Below are 18,015 nucleotides of genomic sequence, written 5' to 3'. Positions count from 1 at the left end.
CCAATGAAAAAAGCCTATATCATTGTACAGGCGCATAATGGTCGGTCCATGCTCAGAGACTTGAGAAAAGCGGGCCTTTTGCATATCGAGTCCCAGCAAGTTCGCAATGAGAAAATTGAGGAATTGGAAAAGGCGTATAATCTGGTCAATCAGCTAGCCTCCTCCATTGCCGATTTGCAGGATAAGAAAACCAAACCGAAGCAGAGTTCGCTTTCTGAAGAAGCCTTTGCAGAAGTAATTGAGCGTTACCAGGGACTGTTGGAACGGAAAAAGAAACTTGAAGAAGAGATGGCTCAGGATAAAATCCAGATTGAGAGTCTCATTTCTTGGGGTGATTTTGATCCTGAACAGGTTCGTTCTCTCGCCCAACAGGGAATTCGGCTTTATTTCTATACACTTTCCAAGAAGGATTTGCAAAAGCTGGATCCATCCATTTCATATGTATCGCTTGCTCCGGTGGGCGGCCTGGAAGCGATAGCTACCGTTGGCATGGAACTTCCTACAGAAGTCTCTGCTACTCGGTTCTTCCTTCCTGAATATGGTCTTGGCTATTTGCAAAAGCGGTTTGCTTCTGATGAGAAACACTTGTCACAGACTCTGGACAGCCTCAAGGAAGGGGCGGTGTATCTTGATGCCTTTACCTTGCAAGCCAAGAAACTCGAGATGGCTATGCGGTTTGAACGTGTTGGGCAGTCGCTTACGGTAGAGCAGGAACTTACTTGGATTAATGGCTATCTGCCTGAAAGCGAGGTTGAGAAGTTCTCTTCACTTGCAAAATCACATGCATGGGCTTATTTGATCGATGATGTTTCAGACGAGGATACTCCTCCGACGTTGATCAAGTATGCGAAAGGTGTGGGGATCATCAAACCTGTTTTCGATATTTTGGGTACCGTCCCTGGATATCGGGAGAACGATATCAGCACATGGTTCTTGCTTTTCTTCACGCTCTTCTTTGCAATGATCATCGGTGATGCAGGGTATGGGTTGATATTCTTGGGTTTGGCGATTGGTTTGCATGCAAAGCAGAAGAAGGCAACGACGTTGGTGATGCTCATCTATGTATTGAGTGTTGCAACGTTGATTTGGGGCAGCCTTACGGGAACATGGTTCGGGTCCAAAACGATTTTGGAAAGTATTCCCTTCTTGCAAAAGTTGGTTATTCCTTCCATCTCCAACTACCCTGAGCTCTTTGGGTTGTCTGCTGTTGAGGCACAGAATCAAGTGATGAAATTCTGTTTCATCATCGGGACTGTACAACTTTCGCTGGCTTGCGTCATGAATGTTATCCATAAGATTCCTGAAAAGAATCTGAGTTTTATTGCTGATATCGGTTGGTTGATTGATATTCTGGCACTGTATTTCATCGTGTTGCAGCTTGTAGTCGGGGAACCTGCCAATGTTGCTGTAATTTTCAGTATCGTTGGGGTGGGCTTTCTGTTGGTGGTCGGATTCGGAAGCCAAGCTCCTGGAGTTCCTTTTGTAAAGGGATTGCTCAGTGGGTTGGGTGGATTTTTCACTACCTTCCTCAACACCATCAGTGCATTCTCAAACATTATGAGTTATATCAGATTGTTTGCAGTCGGAATGGCCTCGGTTGCCATTGCACAAAGCTTCAATAGCATGGCCAGCGGCATGCTCGATGGGTGGGCTTTCATCGCAGGGGTCCTGATACTGGTCATCGGGCACTCTTTGAACTTGGTTATGGGTTTGCTCAGTGTAGTCGTACATGGTGTACGTCTGAATCTCTTGGAGTTCTCCGGTCAGCTTGGAATGGAGTGGACCGGGATCGCATATGAACCGTTTGCACAAACGGTGGAAGAAAACTGATCGTTGTTTGGTAACAACTAAGGAGAAAATCATGGCAAATTTGGAATTTATCGGAATGGCTTGTGCCTTGGCTCTTTCTGCTCTTGGATCCGGTCTCGGCGCAGGTGCTGCTGCACAGGCAGCTGTTGGTGGTTGGAAGAAGTGCTATGCCAATGGTAAACCCGCTCCCTTCATCATGGTTGCGTTCGCTGGTGCTCCGCTGACCCAGACCATCTATGGCTTCTTGTTGATGAACTTCATCTCAGCAGCCATTGCTGCAGGTGCTGCTTCTACTCTTGCTCTCGGTGTAGGCGTTTTTGGTGGTCTTGCTATCGGCCTTTCTGCTTGGATGCAGGGTAAGGTCTCAGCCAATGCATGTGATGCTCTCGCTGAAACAGGTAAGGGAACTGCAAACTACTTCATCGTAATCGGTATTGTTGAGACCGTGGCACTCTTTACCTTGGTCTTCAGTCTGCTCGCTCTGCAATAAGCAGCTTACCAAGCAACGTTTCATCATAGATGAGCGCCCTTTCGGGGGTGCTCTCATTTTGTTTCAACAATTATTTCGTTCAAATGCAAGCAGCCACTCTTTTTTATCCAACCCCCCTGCATACCCAACCAAGGAACCATTCTTGCCAACTACCCGATGGCAGGGTACCAGCAAGGCAATTCTGTTGCGGTTATTTGCCATACCGACGGCCCGGCAGGCTTTGGGATTACCGATTTTACATGCAATTGCTTCATAGCTTGTAGTTTGGCCGTAGGGTATACTCAGCAATGCATCGTACACCTGTTTCTGAAACGGGGTTCCTTCTATGAGTAAAGGAAGCTCAAAAACTTTCCTGTTCCCTTGAAAATACTCGTTCAGCTGCAGGCATGCTTCATCGAGTACTGTATGTTCCTTGGGTAGGTTTTCGTTCTTGGTAGAAAAGGATAGTTCTGTTATATGCGTTCCATTACATCTGAGATGCAATGGGCCAAGTGGGCTTTGATAGGTTGTTTCATACTGCATGAGAACACTGTACGATACCATCATCAGGTTGGCAAGAAGGGTAGTTGTGGATAGGTATTCAAAGCTGGTTTTCCTCTTCTTGTAAGAGATTTCTATTCGGTATATCCTACTTTTCAGGTGAGGTAGCCATGATTCACGACAAACTTGCAAATCTTATGTACTATGCACCCATTTTGGAGCACATTGACCAGATTAATGAGGTTCTTGCAACACCATACGAGGTAGGCACCTATCAAATTGGTAGGCTCTCCTTTGAGGTTGCCGAGTATGTTCCCTCCTCCTTTTCGGGAGTTTTCAAGGCTCATGACTGGGCTACAACCTTGGTGATTATGCTTGAGGGTAGTGAATTATTCGCTTTGACGTATGCAGAGCGATCAAAAGGCGCACCAAAGGATGACGGAGGTTGGATTACCGTTGAGGACAGCCCGATACAAACCGTTGTTACCGCAAAAGAAGGCATGTTTACAGCTTTTATGCCCCATGAACCGTATGCGCTTGGAATAGCGAAAGAAAATAGTTTGTCGCGGGTAAAAAGGATCATAATCCTGCTGGAGCCCTCATACAATGCTTTACAAATGTAAAGTGTTTGTGTACGATAGACGAGGAGATACACAATGACAGGTGACCATCAAGTAATGATAGGGGGAAAAGTCCTCGGCAGAGGTTTTCCTATACTCATTCAAACGATGTATGATAGCGCTCTTCCCAAGGATATCGAAGCCTTGGATGAACTGTTGAGGCGTATTGGGAAATTGAATGCAATGGGATGTGATATCATTCGGTTTTCCTATCCCTCTCCAGACGATCATGAATCATTTTCCTATATTTGCAAACGCAGCCCCATCCCCGTGGTTGCGGATATTCATTTTGATTATGCACTTGCCTTGGATGCAATTACCTGCGGATGTCAAAAAATCCGTATAAATCCAGGTAATATTGGTGCAAGATGGAAGGTCGACGAGGTCGTGAAGAGTGCAAAGGATCATAATGTTGCCATTCGAATCGGTTTGAACAGCGGCTCTCTTCCAAAAGGTAATGATCCGGTTCCCCAATTGATGTGCAATACAGCCCTGACGTACCTTTCCTGGTTCGAGCAGATGAATTTTACCAATACGGTAGTGTCTCTCAAAGCGAGCGATGGGGATGTTACCATGGAGGCCAATCGCTTGTTTGCTGCACAAAGCGAGTATCCATTGCACCTTGGGGTAACCGAGGCGGGTTCGGTGGTCAGCGCCATCACCCGTTCAACCTGGGCTTTGGGGCAGTTGCTCAATGAAGGCATCGGCAATACCATCCGCATCAGCATAACCGGGGATATTGAGACGGAAGTACAGGCCGGTGCGGAGTTGCTCAGGACGCTGGGTCTACGAAAGAAAGGCATCCGGATTGTTAGCTGTCCGCGTTGTGGACGGCATAGTTTCGATTCACAAGGTTTTTTGCAGTCGATTGAATCGGAATTGTTGACCATAGACAAGGATTTGACGGTAGCCATCATGGGCTGTCAGGTAAACGGCCCTGGAGAAGCTAAATCTGCTGATTTGGCTATCACAGGAATTGGGAATAGTATTTTTCTCTATGAGAAAGGTACGTTGGTAAAGAAAGTAACGCAGCAACAAGCAAAAGCTGCATTGTTGGAAGCTATTGAACATGCTGAATAAATTGATTATCAAGGGTGCAAGAGAACACAATCTCAAGAATATCGATCTGGAATTGACGAAAGACCAGCTGATTGTAATCAGCGGTATTTCGGGAAGCGGCAAGAGTTCTCTTGCCTTCGATACCATTTTTGCTGAAGGTCAACGACGGTATGTCGAGAGTTTGAGTTCGTATGCCCGTATGTTTCTGGACAAAATGGATAAGCCCGATGTTGATTACATGGAAGGGCTGAGTCCAGCCATTGCAATTGAACAAAAATCGACACATCGCAATCCTCGATCGACGGTGGGTACGGTAACAGAAATATACGATTACTTTCGTCTCTTATGGGCACGGGTTGGAGAACCTCACTGTCATGTGTGTGGTCGTCAAATCACGGAAATGAGCATAGACCAAATCATCGATGCAATTTTCAAGGCTCAGGATGGGACGAGAATCATTGTCAGCGCCCCGGTTGCCATCGGCAAGAAAGGGGAGTTCAAGAAAGTATTCGAAGATGCCAAGACTTCAGGGTTTGCTCGCGTGAAGGTTGATGGACAAATGCTCAATCTTGAAGATCCGATCAAGCTCGACAAGCAGCACAAGCATTCCATCGATGTTGTGGTTGACCGACTTATTCTCAAGAATGAGGTACGTACTCGTCTGGTCTCCAGCATTGAAACGTGTATCGAGATGACGCAAGGGTTGGTAAAAATCACCTTTCTCGGTGAACACGATGAGGAGCATGAGGAGATTTACAGTGAACGCAATAGTTGTGCCCACTGTGGGATCACGATTCCGGAACTGGAACCCCGGTTGTTCAGTTTCAACAATCCCTTTGGAGCCTGTCCCGAGTGCAATGGACTGGGTGTGAAGACTGAGTTCGATCCGGATATGGTGATTCCCGATTACTCGAAAAGTTTCAACCAGGGAGCCATTGCAACCATGAACCCTGATGCCCAATGGTCTCGTTCCCAATTCGAGGCCCTTGCCAAGCATTTTGGTTTTACCTTGGATACCCCGTTTGCCGATTTGAGTGAAGAGGTAATCCAAGCAATCCTGTATGGAACAAAAGTACACGTTTTTGTTGAATACACGAGGGAGAAGTCGAGTCAGACTTATCGGGTGGAGAAACCTTTTCCCGGCATCATTCCTGATTTGCAACGCCGGTATTACGAAACCAACAGCATGCAAATTAAAATGTGGATGAACAGTTTCCAAACATCAAAAGTATGTCCCGCCTGTCATGGCAACAGGCTCAGGGAAGAAGCATTGGCCGTGACCATCAATGCATTGAATATCATGCAAGCTACCGGACTTTCCGTAAAAGATGCAAATGATTTTTTTCAGCAGTTGACACTTACCGAGAGCCAACAGCAGATTTCCTATCAGATTCTCAAAGAAATTCGCAGCCGCCTATCATTCTTGCGCGATGTTGGTCTGAACTATCTTACTCTCGACCGCAGCAGCGCCACCCTCAGCGGGGGAGAAGCACAACGCATTCGTCTGGCTACCCAGATAGGATCCGCCCTCAGCGGAGTCCTCTATGTGCTGGATGAACCTTCCATTGGATTGCACCAACGTGATAACCAGAAGTTGATCGATACTCTGAAGCATCTCAGAGATCTTGGTAATACCGTGTTGGTTGTAGAACACGATGAAGCAACTATTCGTGAAGCTGACTATTTGGTGGATTTGGGACCAGGGGCGGGAGTCCATGGTGGGTATATTACGGCCCAAGGAACGCCACAAGAAGTTGAAAAAAATCCTAATAGTATCACTGGACAATACTTAAGTGGTGCCTTGAGTATGGATATTCCCCAGAAACGGAGAAAGGGTATCGGCAGTGTTATCCGCGTGGAAGGGGCAAACAAAAACAATCTCAAACATATCGATGTAGAAATCCCTTTGGGCAAGTTGATTGTCTTCACCGGTGTTTCCGGAAGCGGAAAAAGTTCGTTGCTCAACGAAGTGCTGCTTCCTGCTGTACGTAGGCAACTGGCACGCAAAAATCCGAATTACGATGGATTCTCGGCAATCTCCGGGGTAGAAAATCTTGATAAGGTTATCAATATCGACCAAAGCCCGATAGGAAGGACGCCAAGAAGCAATCCAGCAACCTATGTTGGGGTTTTTACTGCAATCAGGGATCTTTTTGCCTCCTTGCCTGACAGCAAAGCGAGAGGCTATAAGAGCGGAAGATTCTCTTTCAACGTACAGGGTGGACGCTGTGAAAATTGTCAGGGTGATGGAACGCTGAAGATCGAGATGAATTTTCTGCCTGATGTGTATGTCACCTGTGATGTGTGCCACGGTAAACGCTTCAACAAGGAAACGCTGGCCGTAAGGTACAAAGGAAAGAATATCCACGAGGTTTTGGAGATGACCATGGAAGAGGCAAGTGACTTCTTTTCCGCCATTCCCAAAATAAAACGTAAGATAGATACCCTTATTTCAGTAGGCCTTGAGTACATCAAACTTGGACAGAGTGCACTTACGCTCAGTGGAGGAGAGGCTCAACGGGTCAAGTTGAGTCTTGAGCTTTCCAAATATGGAACAGGAAAAACCTTATATGTTCTGGACGAACCTACTACTGGTCTGCACTTTGCTGATGTAAAGAAATTGATGGAAGTACTGAATCGTCTGGTGGAACAAGGCAATACCGTACTGCTAATTGAGCATAACTTGGATGTAATCATGCAGGCCGACCATGTAATCGACCTGGGACCTGAAGGTGGTGATGGCGGCGGAATGGTCGTAGCAACTGGAACTCCTGAGCAACTTGCCCTATGCAAGGACTCCCACACAGGGTATTATCTTGCTCAGATGTTCCATGAGAAAGGCTGAACGAATACAAAAAAGAATCCTTTGCCTTATAGCCCTGTTTTACATCATGGGTTCAGTTTTGTATGCACAATCAGATAGCTTGATGCTTAGTCTCAGCATCCAACAAGCGGATGAACAGACATTGTTGGAAATGGCTCGGCTGAGAAACATTGCAAGTGTAGAAACAGATGTATTGAGGCAAGCACTTCTTGATTATCATGATCTTGAGCTGTATCCCATCGCTTTGGAACAGGATGTCTCACAACAATACCAAATGACCATAGTCCAGGCGGATACCCTCTCTACGGATGCAGATTCCTCACTCGTCCAACTGGAGGGAAATGTTGTAGTTTCCTTCAAGCTACAAGGAGAGACCAAGGAGAAAAAGCTTTCCGCCCAAAAGATGCTCATCGACCTTGATCACACAATGCTCAGTGCCCAAGGTTCAGTAACCTATGAAGACCCACAAATTGATAGCGCGCTGCAAAAAGTGGATGGTACGATTATCACACTCGATTGGTCCAGCTCGTCTCTCTTCATAAAGGGAGCAACCACCCAAAGTGAAAAAACCAATAGTGAGGAACAAAAGGTTACTCTCTATACATCCGGTTCCCAGATTACCTATGCAGGTAAAACTACAAGCCTTTCCTATTCCGACGGATGGATAGGCACAAAAAAAGTTGATCCCCTTTCCTCCATCAGGGCAAAAAAACTCCAATTTTTACCCGGAGGGGACTTGATGGTCCAAAGTGCATCCTTACAGATGGGCAGGGTGCCGGTTTTTTGGACTCCTTTCTTCTTATTTCCCGGTAATAGGATGGTAGGAAATCCTGCTATGGGTTTTGCCAGTGAACGAGGGATGTTCGTCTCAACTACGTTTGAACTATTTGGATCCAATCCCAAACTTCAGGAAGCAAACAGTTCCAGTTTTGCAAGCCTACTTGCTTCGTCCAACAATCAAGCCCTTTTTCCCGATGGCCCCATCTATTCGGATAGGTCGTCGGGATCAGGATTGCAGAACTGGGCTAAAGGTAACGGTTCGTATCTGAGCCTGATGGCAGATGCCTACGAACTTGCAGGATTGCATACCGCATTGAATGGGCAAATATCCCTATTGAATAAAAAACTTACTATAGGCACCCATGATTCTCTAGCTCTGTATGTCGAGGGGAAAGAATTGGTAGCGGAATACGCTGATGCGCCTCGCCTCCGATACTATGGGGAACATTTGCTCAAGCTGGATACCACGTATGCAGATGTGAGCCTAGAATTTCCCTATTACTCCGATCCCAAGGTAAAAAGGCTCTATGCAAATCGCCTGACAGCTTTCTCCTTCGATGCCCCTTTGGGAAAAGCACAGGAATTTCCTCTTGATTTCGCAAGCGATATCACCAGTTACACATGGAAGCTGACCAGCTCTTTCAAACTCCCTAAAACAGTTCTTTCTCCCTATTTGTCTTCACTTACGATAACAAGCCTCAGTGCCCAAGCGAGGTGGGATTGGCAGAAACAGGACGGTGAGTACCGATACTTGCTCAAGAAAGTGATCCTCCCTGAATTACAGATGAACATGGAAGGCTCACTGTTTTCCTTCACCGCTCCTTTGGCATCCGATGATATCGAGCAAGAACAGCAGACTTCCCTCGAACTACCACCCTTGTTGCCCAAAGCGTATGAGATTGGTGTTTCAAGCACACCAAAATCATCCCCAACTACAGAGAGAAACCTTTCCTTGACGTATTCGATCGATCAAAAGCTGACACATTCTGTTACCGAGACAACTACAGCCTTGGATTGGCAGGACGATGCATATCTTTATACATTCACTAAAGGCTCATTTATCCTCTCCGCTTCCCCGCATTCTCAGATGCTCAAGCTATCCCAGGAACTGATTCCGCAACTCAGCATCGTGGAAGATCAGAGCAAGAATGTGTTCTATAATCAGGAAGTACAGCTGTTCAGCGTAACCAAGGCAGAGCTGCCAATACTCGGTCTTTCCTATACACTCAGCCAAAGGCTGTATCGCTTTCAAGAAACCCAAACCCGCAGTACTGGAACTTCTGAGGTACTCATTGCCACCAATGAAGAGGAATATGCATTCACCAAAGATACGGTAACTATCCATCAAGTTAAAATAGAAAAGGCTATCACCCTTGGATTTGGGACTTTTACGCCGTCCATTACTGCCAATATGTATCCAGTAACCCAGTCACTGCTACCAAGGCTGCTGTATACGAATGGTCCTGTATCAATTTCTCTTTCCTTTCGCTGGACCGAAGTTGCGGGAGTCCTTCAGAAGGATGCTCTCTTTGGACAAGTAAAATATGCCCGTCCTGCATGGACGTTTCAAGTCGATGCAAACTACGACCTTACTACCATACATCAACGAGCCTTGGATGCTCTTTCACTGCAACAAAGCATGAGTGCCTCATTTTTCAAAAAGGCTGTAAAAATTTCTCAAAACGTTTCTTATATAGCTCTTTCTACGCAGAATGTTCAGGATTGGGTGGAACAACTTACATTCAAGGCAGAAGTTCCTTCGCTCTCGTTTACGTATACTATGCAAGGGCAAGTACACGATTTGCATTCACAGAAGATGATTGCAACCATCAGTGCCAAGAAATTGTCGTTCAGAGTATGGAAACGACGTGTTGAACTTACCCTCGGTTTGGATACTTCCTTCAATTTTCACTTCATTGATCGCTATGCCAGCAGTCTTGATGTTGTAGGGAGCCTGGGCTTCAGTATTGCAGAGTTCTTGGATTGCTCGCTCTCGGTCAAGAGTTCAAATACCGGATTTTTCCGCTACTACGATGACCAAGGCTCCTTTTCACTACCGCTCTTGTGGGAGGACTTATTGAGGAGTTTTGATATGACCGGGGATGGAAGGTATCATACTCAATTCAACCTAAGCTCAATCTCGTTCGATTTGGTTCACTATTTGGGAGATTGGTCCTTGAATTGTAAATACACCGGAAGTGTTGTATTATCGAACAACCAATACAACTGGGTTCCTACAGTATCGGTTTTCCTCACTTGGAATACCATCCCAGAGTTGAATGTAGAAGAAAAGTGGACGCAATCCAACCAAGAATGGATTCGTACACAGGCAACATAGGATCGCGAATGGAAAGAAGTGTGGATTTCTCCAGTGAAGAACAGATGCAGCGGGTGCTAGGGATCAATGATCGGAATCTGCCCTATCTTGAAGCTCTGCTTGGCTGTGATTTGTATCTGAAAGGCAATACCGTCTCTTGCCTCAGCAAGGATGAGATGGTTGTCAATCGGTTTCTTCAATTGATAGCCAAACTGCAAAAAGTGGCTGAACACCAGCACTATTTCAGTGAAGCTGAAATTTTTATGGAATTCCAAAGCCTTAAACATGCCGATGTCAGCCTGGATGAGCTCGTACAACCCCAAGCAAATGACAAACCCTATATCCTTGTTCATAATCGTTTCGCATACCCGAAAAACCCTCGCCAGGAATCATACATCAAGAGTATGGAAGATAGTCAGATTGTCTTTGGAATCGGTCCAGCTGGAACCGGCAAGACTTTTTTAGCTGTTGCATATGCTTTGAGCCTGCTGCTTTCGGGTAAGCGACATAAATTGATCCTCACTCGACCCATTGTGGAAGCAGGGGAGAACCTAGGTTTCCTGCCAGGGGATTTGGCACAGAAAATCAATCCCTATCTCAGACCTTTGTATGATGCAATGGAAGCAATGATCAGCGTGCAGAACATCAGACGATTGGAAGAAAACGGCAGCATTGAAATATCCCCCTTGGCGTATATGCGAGGGCGTTCATTGCAAAATGCCATCGTTATTCTTGATGAAGCACAAAACACCACCAAAGAACAAATGCAGATGTTCTTGACACGCCTTGGGGAAAATTCCAATGCAATCATTACCGGTGATATCAGTCAGGTTGACCTGCCTCGCAACAAAGATAGTGGATTGGTGCATGCAATGCACATTCTCAACGGCATTGAGGGACTTGAGTTTGTCTTGTTTGACTCACATGATGTAGTTCGTTCAAGAATTGTGAGCCGTATCATCGATGCCTATGCCCAGGATTTGAACATGCAGAAACGGAGCAGCCTATGAAAGCTCAACGCTTGGGTCTTGGAGAAAAAAGCAAACCGAATAAGCTTGAACGTCAGTTGTCTATCGCCCTCATAATTGTGATTGTTATTCTTGCCATGTTGGTTCCTCTCTTCAGCAGCAGGTCGGCTGATAGTTTCTTACGTGATAGGGGAAAACACTACCAAATCGGCGAGTTGTCAGACGAAGATGTGTATGCAACCGAGAATTTTACCTATATCGATGAAATTCGCACGCAAGCCCTCATTGCAGAGAAACAAAGGGCGATTCTTCCTTTGTTCTCCTTCTCTTTGCGTTCTACGATACTCAGCGTCCAACGCGTTGAATCCTTTATAGCGTTGATCCGTAGTCCATTGCCGGAACAAATCCAAGTATTCCAAGACAAAGAAACCTTACAAGATGATGGTAATGTTATCCAACGCATTCTTTCTTTGGGTGCATTGGACCAACAGTTTTTCTTACAGGCTCTCGAAGAAACTTCTGATGAGATTCTCAAGAAAGGACTTTTCTCCCAGGCGGTTGTTTCAGCTATCAGGGGACAAGGATATGAAGAGTATTTGCTGCAGAACACCGTTTCCATGGAGAAGAATCACAACAAAGAGGCTCACCTTTTCAGTGAAGTCCTCACCAAGGAAAATCTTGCAAATGGCTTGGAAGCCTGGATGGAAGGGTATCGAAGCGTTAATGCAACGTTCCAGCCATACTTGCTTTCTGATGCTCTCTCCTGGCTGTTGCAGGAAAACATTGTGTATGAGGAAGTTGAAACCCTCAATCAACGCCAACATGCTGCTGAATCTGTACAGGAAATCGTGGTTTTGGTTGAAAGAGGAGAAAAAATCATCTCCAAGGACACGGTAATCAATGCCCAGCAATTAGCCTTGCTTGAGAGGATGAGTAATGAGACCTTCCATTACACATTGCTTGAGTTGATCGGCAGGGCTGTGTTCATCCTGCTTTCCACCAGTATTTCCGTGTATGTTTTCATTCAATTTCTCTATTCAGAAAAACGGCTGTATTTGTATCTGAATCTCATGCTTGCTTCCATTGCTGTTTCTTTGCTTGCCATGTATGCCGTCTCGCATCTGTTGCAGACACAATCGATCCTCTTTCTTGATTCGTTCCTCCCGACTCTTTTTGCACCGCTTTTTACTGCTCATATAACCAGCAAGAAGCGTCTGGGTTTGGTAGCAGCCTTCTTGTTGTCCAGCTATGCATCCTTGATGCCCCAGGCTTCAGCCATGACATTTTTCTTCAGCCTGACAGCTGCAGGCATCTGCTTATACTTTTTCCGCTATACCTTCAAACGATTGGAAGATTTGTTTAACTGGTTCTATGCTTGTGTAATATGCAGTTTTGCCGCCCTTTCATTGAATTTATTAATAGGACTCTCCCTTCATTCGGTACTACCTTTGATTGGGGGTATGATTCTCAATATCACTATAAGTCTGGTGTTGGTGGAGGCATTGGTTCCGCTGTGTGAGCGTATGTTCAATATTCCCACCTCCTATCGCCTTAGTGAACTTGCATTTTCAGACAGTCCCGTCCTCGACCGACTTGGAACCGTTGCACAAGGTACCTATAATCATTCGCGGTATGTTTCCGATCTTGCATATCAGGCTGCAAAAGCAATTGGGGCAAATGCCATGCTTGCACGAGTCGGTGGTATTTACCATGACATTGGAAAGTCTGATCATCCTGAGTACTTCATCGAAAACCAAGGGACTGAGAACAAGCACGATGACATAAAGCCGAGCTTGTCGGCGGCCATCATCAAAAGCCATGTGAAACTTGGCCTTGAAAAGGGTAGGGATGCCGGTCTTCCCCAGGAAGTATTGGATATCATCGCCCAACACCATGGCAACGATATTATCCAGTTTTTTTATAATGAGGCAAAAGAGCAGGCTCTGCTTGCCGGAGTTGAAGTTAAAGCTGATGACTATTCCTATACGGGAAATCCGCCCACCTTCCCGGAATCGGCAATAGTGATGCTTGCTGACTGTGTTGAAGCTGCCAGTAGAACCATTAAGAAACCAAATCATTCAAAATATCAGAAGTTGGTGCATGCCATCATTATGGGGAAGTTTGAACGGGATCAACTCAAGGATTCACAACTTTCCATAACCGATCTCGATCATATTGAGGATGCCTTTGTCCAGACTTTGATCGGACGTGATCACCATAGAATTGAATATCCAGAAGAACAAGAACCAAAGACTAGGGGAGAATAGAGGCTTGGAAACGTATTATATCGATGTGAGTTATGAAATTGAATCGTATGTACAGGAAGTGGACCAGCAGCGTGTCATAGACCGTTTGGAAGAAGTGCTGGTTTTGCTTGGACAGGGAAGCTGTGAGTTTTCAGTCAGTTTTGTCAGTGATGCAGCTATGCAGGAATTGAACAAGACGTATCGGGACAAGGATGAACCGACGGATATTCTATCATTTGTCCAGGAAGATGATGTGGAAGATTTTTCCTGGCCTGAGGTTGTCTTTGAAGAAACGGAATCACTTCCTCAAGAAATTCGTGTCCTTGGAGACATGGTTATTTCTCTTGATACCTTGAAAAGAAACGCACTATCCTTTAGTGTAGAACCAGATGAGGAGTTGCATCGTCTGTTGATTCATGGTCTTTTGCACCTATTGGGTGAAGATCATCATACCAATGACGCTGATGAACCGATGTTGGTGAAACAAGAGCAACTGCTACAGCAAGTGAGGGGGAGCAAACGTTGAGCTTGCCATGGAGAGGTCTGTTCAAGAAAAGCTTGGATGGCAAAGATCGTGAGTTGCAGTCCAAGGTAGATTTGGAAGAACGGCAGACCATGATAGAGGGCATACGGGAACTGAGGGACAAAACGGTCAAGGAGATTATGGTTCCTCGGGTGGATGTCCAGTTTATCAGCAGCGATATCAATGTGGATGATCTCTATACGATTATCCAGGAACAAGGGTATTCACGCTATCCGGTCTATGAACAGACCATCGACAATATTGTCGGCGTGTTGTATGCCAAGGATATTCTCAGGCATGGCATCGAGAATGGGTTCAATGCCAAGGCGTTGATGCGTAAGCCCTATTTTATTCCTGAAAGCAAGCACTTGGATGATTTACTCAGGGAATTCAAACTGAGAAAGGTCCATATTGCCATCGCTATCGATGAGTACGGTGGAGTCAGCGGCATAGTCTGCATGGAAGACATTCTTGAGGTAATCGTTGGCGAAATCCAGGATGAATTCGATGAGGATGAAGACGATGGAATTTGTAAACTTGACGACAATACCTTTGTCGTTGAAGCACGAACATCCATAGAGGAAGTCAACGAGTCGGTCGGGCTCCACCTCTCCGAGGAAGAGTTTGAGACCATTGGTGGCTATGTATTTGAACTGTTCGGCAGGATTCCCCTTAAGGATGAATCTGTCGAAGATGATGAAGCTATTTTTACCGTCGAGGATATCGACGGCCACAAGATCATTCAATTGAAATTGGTGGTTAAATCATAAGTATATACGTTGACCCTTAGAGAGGGAAAACAGTATATTAATATCGATACACAACAAGAATTCCCGGAGGAAAACAAACAATGAAAATTGCAATTAATGGTTTCGGAAGAATCGGACGCAATGTTTTCAAGGTAGCATTTGAAGATAAGAACATTCAGATCGTCGGTATCAATGACCTTACCGATCCTAAGACTCTTGCCCATCTTCTGAAATACGATTCCACCTATGGAGTATATTCCAAGAGCGTTGTTGCTACAGAAAACGCCATCGTAGTTGATGGAAAATCCATTCCTGTCTATGCAATGCGCAATCCCGCAGAACTTCCCTGGAAAGAACTCGGAGTCGATGTAGCCATCGAATCAACCGGCGTATTTACCCAGGCAGAGAGCCCGAAGGGTGGTTATAAGGATCACATCAAGGCTGGAGCAAAGAAGGTAATCCTTACCGTTCCTGCAAAAGACAAGATTGACCAGACCATCGTTTGCGGTGTAAACGACGACAAGATTGACCACAGCCTGCTTGCTTACTCCAACGCTTCCTGCACCACCAACTGCTTGGCTCCTCTTGCCAAAGTTCTGCAGGACAATTTTGGAATTGAACGCGGCTTGATGACCACCGTCCATGCTTATACCAACGACCAGGTTATGCTCGACCAGCCCCACAAGGACCTCAGAAGAGCAAGAGCCGGCGCTGTCTCCATCATCCCCACCACCACCGGTGCTGCAAAGGCTGTCAGTGAAGTAATTCCTGAGCTCAAGGGCAAGCTCAATGGCATGGCCATGCGCGTACCCACTCCTGCAGGTTCCGTTGTTGACTTGGTTGTCCTTCTTGAGAAAGATGCAACCGTTGAGGAAGTGAACGCAGCAGTCAAGAAGGCTTCTGAAGGTGCTATGAGCTATGTGCTCGAGTATACCGAGGATCAGATTGTTTCCCACGATATCGTTGGCAACAACCACTCCTCAATCTTTGATGCTTCTCTTACCATGAAAATGGGCGAGAGGATGTTCAAGGTTATCAGCTGGTATGACAATGAGATGGGGTATTCTACCCGTGTTGTCGACCTCGCCAAGAAGTTGGTGAAATAACGTTTATTCCACATTTGGGTCAGGCCTGTTGTATAGCAGGCCTGATTTGCTCATTAGGGCTGTAGATACAATTTTCGCCCTACCAATCAAAAGAGGAAACCTATGATTCTTAATACTATTCGGGACTATGATTTCTCAAATAAGAAAGCCTTGGTTCGTGTGGATTTCAACGTACCCTTGAAGGATGGCGTTGTAACTGACGATACCCGCATTCAGGCAGCTCTTCCTACTATCAGTTATTTGCTGGAGCATGGTGCAACCGTTGTGGTCATGAGCCATTTCGGCCGGCCAAAGGGGAAGAAGAACCCTGAATTTTCCATGGCGCCTATCGCGAAGCGTTTTTCTGAGCTGTTGGGTAAGCAAGTAATCCTTGCCAAGGATGTAATTGGTCCTGAAGTGGCACTTCAGGTTGCCGGCCTGAAAAAGGGTGACGTATTGTTGCTTGAAAACGTTCGCTTCTACGCTGAAGAGGAAACCAACGATCCCGAATTTTCAAAGAATCTGGCTAGTTTTGGTGATGTGTATGTCAATGATGCGTTCGGCACTGCCCATCGTGCTCATGCTTCCACAGAAGGTGTTGCACACTTTCTTCCTTCCTTTGCAGGATTCCTGATTGAGAAGGAAGTTAAGTTCATGGCACCGCTGCTGGAGAATCCTGACAAGCCATTTGTTGCAATCATCGGTGGTTCGAAGGTTTCCAGCAAGATTAGTGTTTTGGAAAGTTTGGTTCGTACCTGCAATACCATCGTTATTGGTGGCGGCATGGCCTATACCTTCCTTGCTGTACAGGGTCACAGTATCGGCAAAAGCCTTGTAGAAGAAGATTACAAAGAGACTGCAGCATCCTTTCTTGCAAAGGCCAAGGAAAAGGGCGTACAGGTTATTCTTCCTGTAGACCACCTCTGTGGTGAGGAATTCAAGGAAGATACTGCTGTAGTTACCATCGATTCTGCAGACATTCCACAAAATTTGATCGGAATGGACATTGGACCTAAGACCGTAGCGCTTATTGTAGCTGCTGTCTCACAAGCAAAGAGTGTAGTTTGGAATGGCCCGATGGGTGTTTTTGAGTTCAACTCCTTTGCGAACGGAACCCTTACGGTAGCCAAAGCTTTGGCTCAAAGTAATGCAACAACGGTTGTCGGTGGCGGAGACTCTGTAGCAGCCATCAACAAGTTCAATCTAGCTGACAAAATCAGTCACGTCAGTACCGGTGGTGGTGCTTCCCTCGAGTTCCTCGAAGGCCAAGTGCTTCCTGGTATTAAGGCATTGGAGAAATAACATGAGAAAACCCTATATTGCAGGCAACTGGAAAATGAATATGACCCCTAGCGAAGGTGCTGCCTTCGCCAAGGAGTTGGTCAAGGCTTTGCAGGGCTCTTCAACCAAGGTAATGATTGCTCCCCCCTTCGTTACCATTCCCGCTGTCGTAGAGGCTGTAAAAGGCTCGTCCATTATTGTTGCAGCCCAGAATATGAGCGACAATCTCAATGGCGCGTTTACTGGTGAGGTGAGTGCTCTGATGCTCAAGGACCTCGGGGTTACCAACGTCATTCTTGGACACAGTGAAAGAAGAGCCTTGTATGGTGAGACCGACCAGTTTATCAACAAGAAGGTATTACTTGCTCTCTCTCAAGGCATGGATGTTGATTTGTGCATTGGCGAAACCCTTTCTGAACGGGAAGGCGGCAAGCTTGAGGAATTATTGACCAGGCAGATCACTGAAGGTTTGAAAGGTGTTACCGAGCTTCAGATGAAGCACATTACCTTGGCATACGAACCGGTGTGGGCTATTGGAACCGGGAAAACAGCAACTCCCGAAGATGCTGATTCAGCTCATGCTTTTATCCGCTCTCTTATTGAAAAACTCTATACAAAGGGTGTTGCAGAAGAGCTCATTATACAGTATGGTGGTTCAGTGAAGGCTTCGAATGCGAAAGCCTTGATGTCCAAGGAGCATATCGATGGTGCATTGGTCGGCGGAGCTTCTCTTTCAGTGGAGCAGTTCCTTCCGATTGTGAACTTCGATAGGTAAGTAACCGGA

General features: G+C 46.0%; 14 protein-coding genes. 13 read left to right on the top strand and 1 reads right to left on the bottom strand.

Translation table 11 applies throughout. The annotated features are described in order from the left end of the window. The first annotated feature begins 3 nt into the window (after window positions 1-3). Together SPIBUDDY_RS07375 and SPIBUDDY_RS07370 are read left to right on the top strand one after the other, a co-directional pair. Window positions 4-1,830 carry a V-type ATP synthase subunit I gene (locus SPIBUDDY_RS07375; protein WP_245523827.1) on the top strand — a complete coding sequence of 609 codons (1,827 nt, stop codon included), beginning with the start codon at window positions 4-6 and terminating at the stop codon, window positions 1,828-1,830. Between the two features lie 31 nt (window positions 1,831-1,861). Further along, window positions 1,862-2,299 carry an ATP synthase subunit K gene (locus SPIBUDDY_RS07370; protein WP_013607121.1) on the top strand — a complete coding sequence of 146 codons (438 nt, stop codon included), beginning with the start codon at window positions 1,862-1,864 and terminating at the stop codon, window positions 2,297-2,299. Between the two features lie 63 nt (window positions 2,300-2,362). Here SPIBUDDY_RS07370 and SPIBUDDY_RS07365 read toward each other — a convergent pair whose 3' ends face one another. Continuing rightward, window positions 2,363-2,821: a methylated-DNA--[protein]-cysteine S-methyltransferase gene (locus tag SPIBUDDY_RS07365; protein WP_041381203.1), complete on the bottom strand. Its 459-nt coding sequence runs from the start codon at window positions 2,819-2,821 to the stop codon at window positions 2,363-2,365. 128 nt (window positions 2,822-2,949) lie between these two features. On the opposite strand from SPIBUDDY_RS07365, the gene SPIBUDDY_RS07360 reads away from it, so the two are divergent. From SPIBUDDY_RS07360 to tpiA, 11 genes are all read left to right on the top strand, one after another. Further along, complete coding sequence (locus tag SPIBUDDY_RS07360; RefSeq protein WP_013607119.1) at window positions 2,950-3,402, top strand: YhcH/YjgK/YiaL family protein; 453 nt, start codon at window positions 2,950-2,952, stop codon at window positions 3,400-3,402. Window positions 3,403-3,435: 33 nt separating this feature from the next. Beyond that, window positions 3,436-4,479, top strand: coding sequence for a flavodoxin-dependent (E)-4-hydroxy-3-methylbut-2-enyl-diphosphate synthase (gene ispG, locus SPIBUDDY_RS07355; protein ID WP_013607118.1), 1,044 nt, complete (start codon window positions 3,436-3,438; stop codon window positions 4,477-4,479). Beyond that, window positions 4,469-7,303, top strand: coding sequence for an excinuclease ABC subunit UvrA (uvrA, locus tag SPIBUDDY_RS07350; protein WP_013607117.1), 2,835 nt, complete (start codon window positions 4,469-4,471; stop codon window positions 7,301-7,303). Before ispG ends, uvrA begins: the two co-directional genes overlap by 11 nt. A gap of 46 nt (window positions 7,304-7,349) precedes the next feature. Then, window positions 7,350-10,400, top strand: a complete 3,051-nt coding sequence (locus SPIBUDDY_RS07345) for an LPS-assembly protein LptD (protein WP_155816076.1) — start codon at window positions 7,350-7,352, stop codon at window positions 10,398-10,400. An 8-nt stretch (window positions 10,401-10,408) separates the two neighbouring features. Next, on the top strand, window positions 10,409-11,389 hold the full coding sequence (locus SPIBUDDY_RS07340; RefSeq protein WP_013607115.1) for a PhoH family protein: 981 nt from the start codon (window positions 10,409-10,411) through the stop codon (window positions 11,387-11,389). Continuing rightward, complete coding sequence (locus SPIBUDDY_RS07335; protein ID WP_013607114.1) at window positions 11,386-13,614, top strand: HD family phosphohydrolase; 2,229 nt, start codon at window positions 11,386-11,388, stop codon at window positions 13,612-13,614. Before SPIBUDDY_RS07340 ends, SPIBUDDY_RS07335 begins: the two co-directional genes overlap by 4 nt. Window positions 13,615-13,618: 4 nt before the next feature. After that, window positions 13,619-14,119: an rRNA maturation RNase YbeY gene (gene ybeY, locus SPIBUDDY_RS07330; protein WP_155816075.1), complete on the top strand. Its 501-nt coding sequence runs from the start codon at window positions 13,619-13,621 to the stop codon at window positions 14,117-14,119. Next, window positions 14,116-14,886: a hemolysin family protein gene (locus SPIBUDDY_RS07325; RefSeq protein ID WP_013607112.1), complete on the top strand. Its 771-nt coding sequence runs from the start codon at window positions 14,116-14,118 to the stop codon at window positions 14,884-14,886. The genes ybeY and SPIBUDDY_RS07325 overlap by 4 nt, the downstream gene beginning before the upstream one ends. An 80-nt stretch (window positions 14,887-14,966) precedes the next feature. Then, window positions 14,967-15,971 carry a type I glyceraldehyde-3-phosphate dehydrogenase gene (gene gap / locus SPIBUDDY_RS07320; protein ID WP_013607111.1) on the top strand — a complete coding sequence of 335 codons (1,005 nt, stop codon included), beginning with the start codon at window positions 14,967-14,969 and terminating at the stop codon, window positions 15,969-15,971. Window positions 15,972-16,073: 102 nt separating this feature from the next. Further along, window positions 16,074-17,252, top strand: a complete 1,179-nt coding sequence (locus SPIBUDDY_RS07315; protein WP_013607110.1) for a phosphoglycerate kinase — start codon at window positions 16,074-16,076, stop codon at window positions 17,250-17,252. Between the two features lies 1 nt (window position 17,253). After that, entirely contained in the window at window positions 17,254-18,006 is a 753-nt protein-coding gene (gene tpiA, locus SPIBUDDY_RS07310) for a triose-phosphate isomerase (RefSeq protein WP_013607109.1), read from the top strand. The last annotated feature ends 9 nt before the right edge of the window (window positions 18,007-18,015 follow it).

The sequence above is a fragment of the Sphaerochaeta globosa str. Buddy genome (assembly GCF_000190435.1).
GTDB lineage: Bacteria > Spirochaetota > Spirochaetia > Sphaerochaetales > Sphaerochaetaceae > Sphaerochaeta > Sphaerochaeta globosa.
This window is presented reverse-complemented; position numbering and strand designations above follow the sequence as displayed.

Excerpts from the sequence above, each read along its gene's own strand:
- SPIBUDDY_RS07375 (WP_245523827.1), top strand. The coding sequence starts at position 4 with ATGAAAAAAGCCTATATCATTGTACAGGCGCATAATGGTCGGTCCATG.
- SPIBUDDY_RS07370 (WP_013607121.1), top strand. The coding sequence starts at position 1,862 with ATGGCAAATTTGGAATTTATCGGAATGGCTTGTGCCTTGGCTCTTTCT.
- SPIBUDDY_RS07365 (WP_041381203.1), bottom strand. The coding sequence starts at position 2,821 with ATGCAGTATGAAACAACCTATCAAAGCCCACTTGGCCCATTGCATCTC.
- SPIBUDDY_RS07360 (WP_013607119.1), top strand. The coding sequence starts at position 2,950 with ATGATTCACGACAAACTTGCAAATCTTATGTACTATGCACCCATTTTG.
- ispG (WP_013607118.1), top strand. The coding sequence starts at position 3,436 with ATGACAGGTGACCATCAAGTAATGATAGGGGGAAAAGTCCTCGGCAGA.
- uvrA (WP_013607117.1), top strand. The coding sequence starts at position 4,469 with ATGCTGAATAAATTGATTATCAAGGGTGCAAGAGAACACAATCTCAAG.
- SPIBUDDY_RS07345 (WP_155816076.1), top strand. The coding sequence starts at position 7,350 with ATGGGTTCAGTTTTGTATGCACAATCAGATAGCTTGATGCTTAGTCTC.
- SPIBUDDY_RS07340 (WP_013607115.1), top strand. The coding sequence starts at position 10,409 with ATGGAAAGAAGTGTGGATTTCTCCAGTGAAGAACAGATGCAGCGGGTG.
- SPIBUDDY_RS07335 (WP_013607114.1), top strand. The coding sequence starts at position 11,386 with ATGAAAGCTCAACGCTTGGGTCTTGGAGAAAAAAGCAAACCGAATAAG.
- gap (WP_013607111.1), top strand. The coding sequence starts at position 14,967 with ATGAAAATTGCAATTAATGGTTTCGGAAGAATCGGACGCAATGTTTTC.
- SPIBUDDY_RS07315 (WP_013607110.1), top strand. The coding sequence starts at position 16,074 with ATGATTCTTAATACTATTCGGGACTATGATTTCTCAAATAAGAAAGCC.
- tpiA (WP_013607109.1), top strand. The coding sequence starts at position 17,254 with ATGAGAAAACCCTATATTGCAGGCAACTGGAAAATGAATATGACCCCT.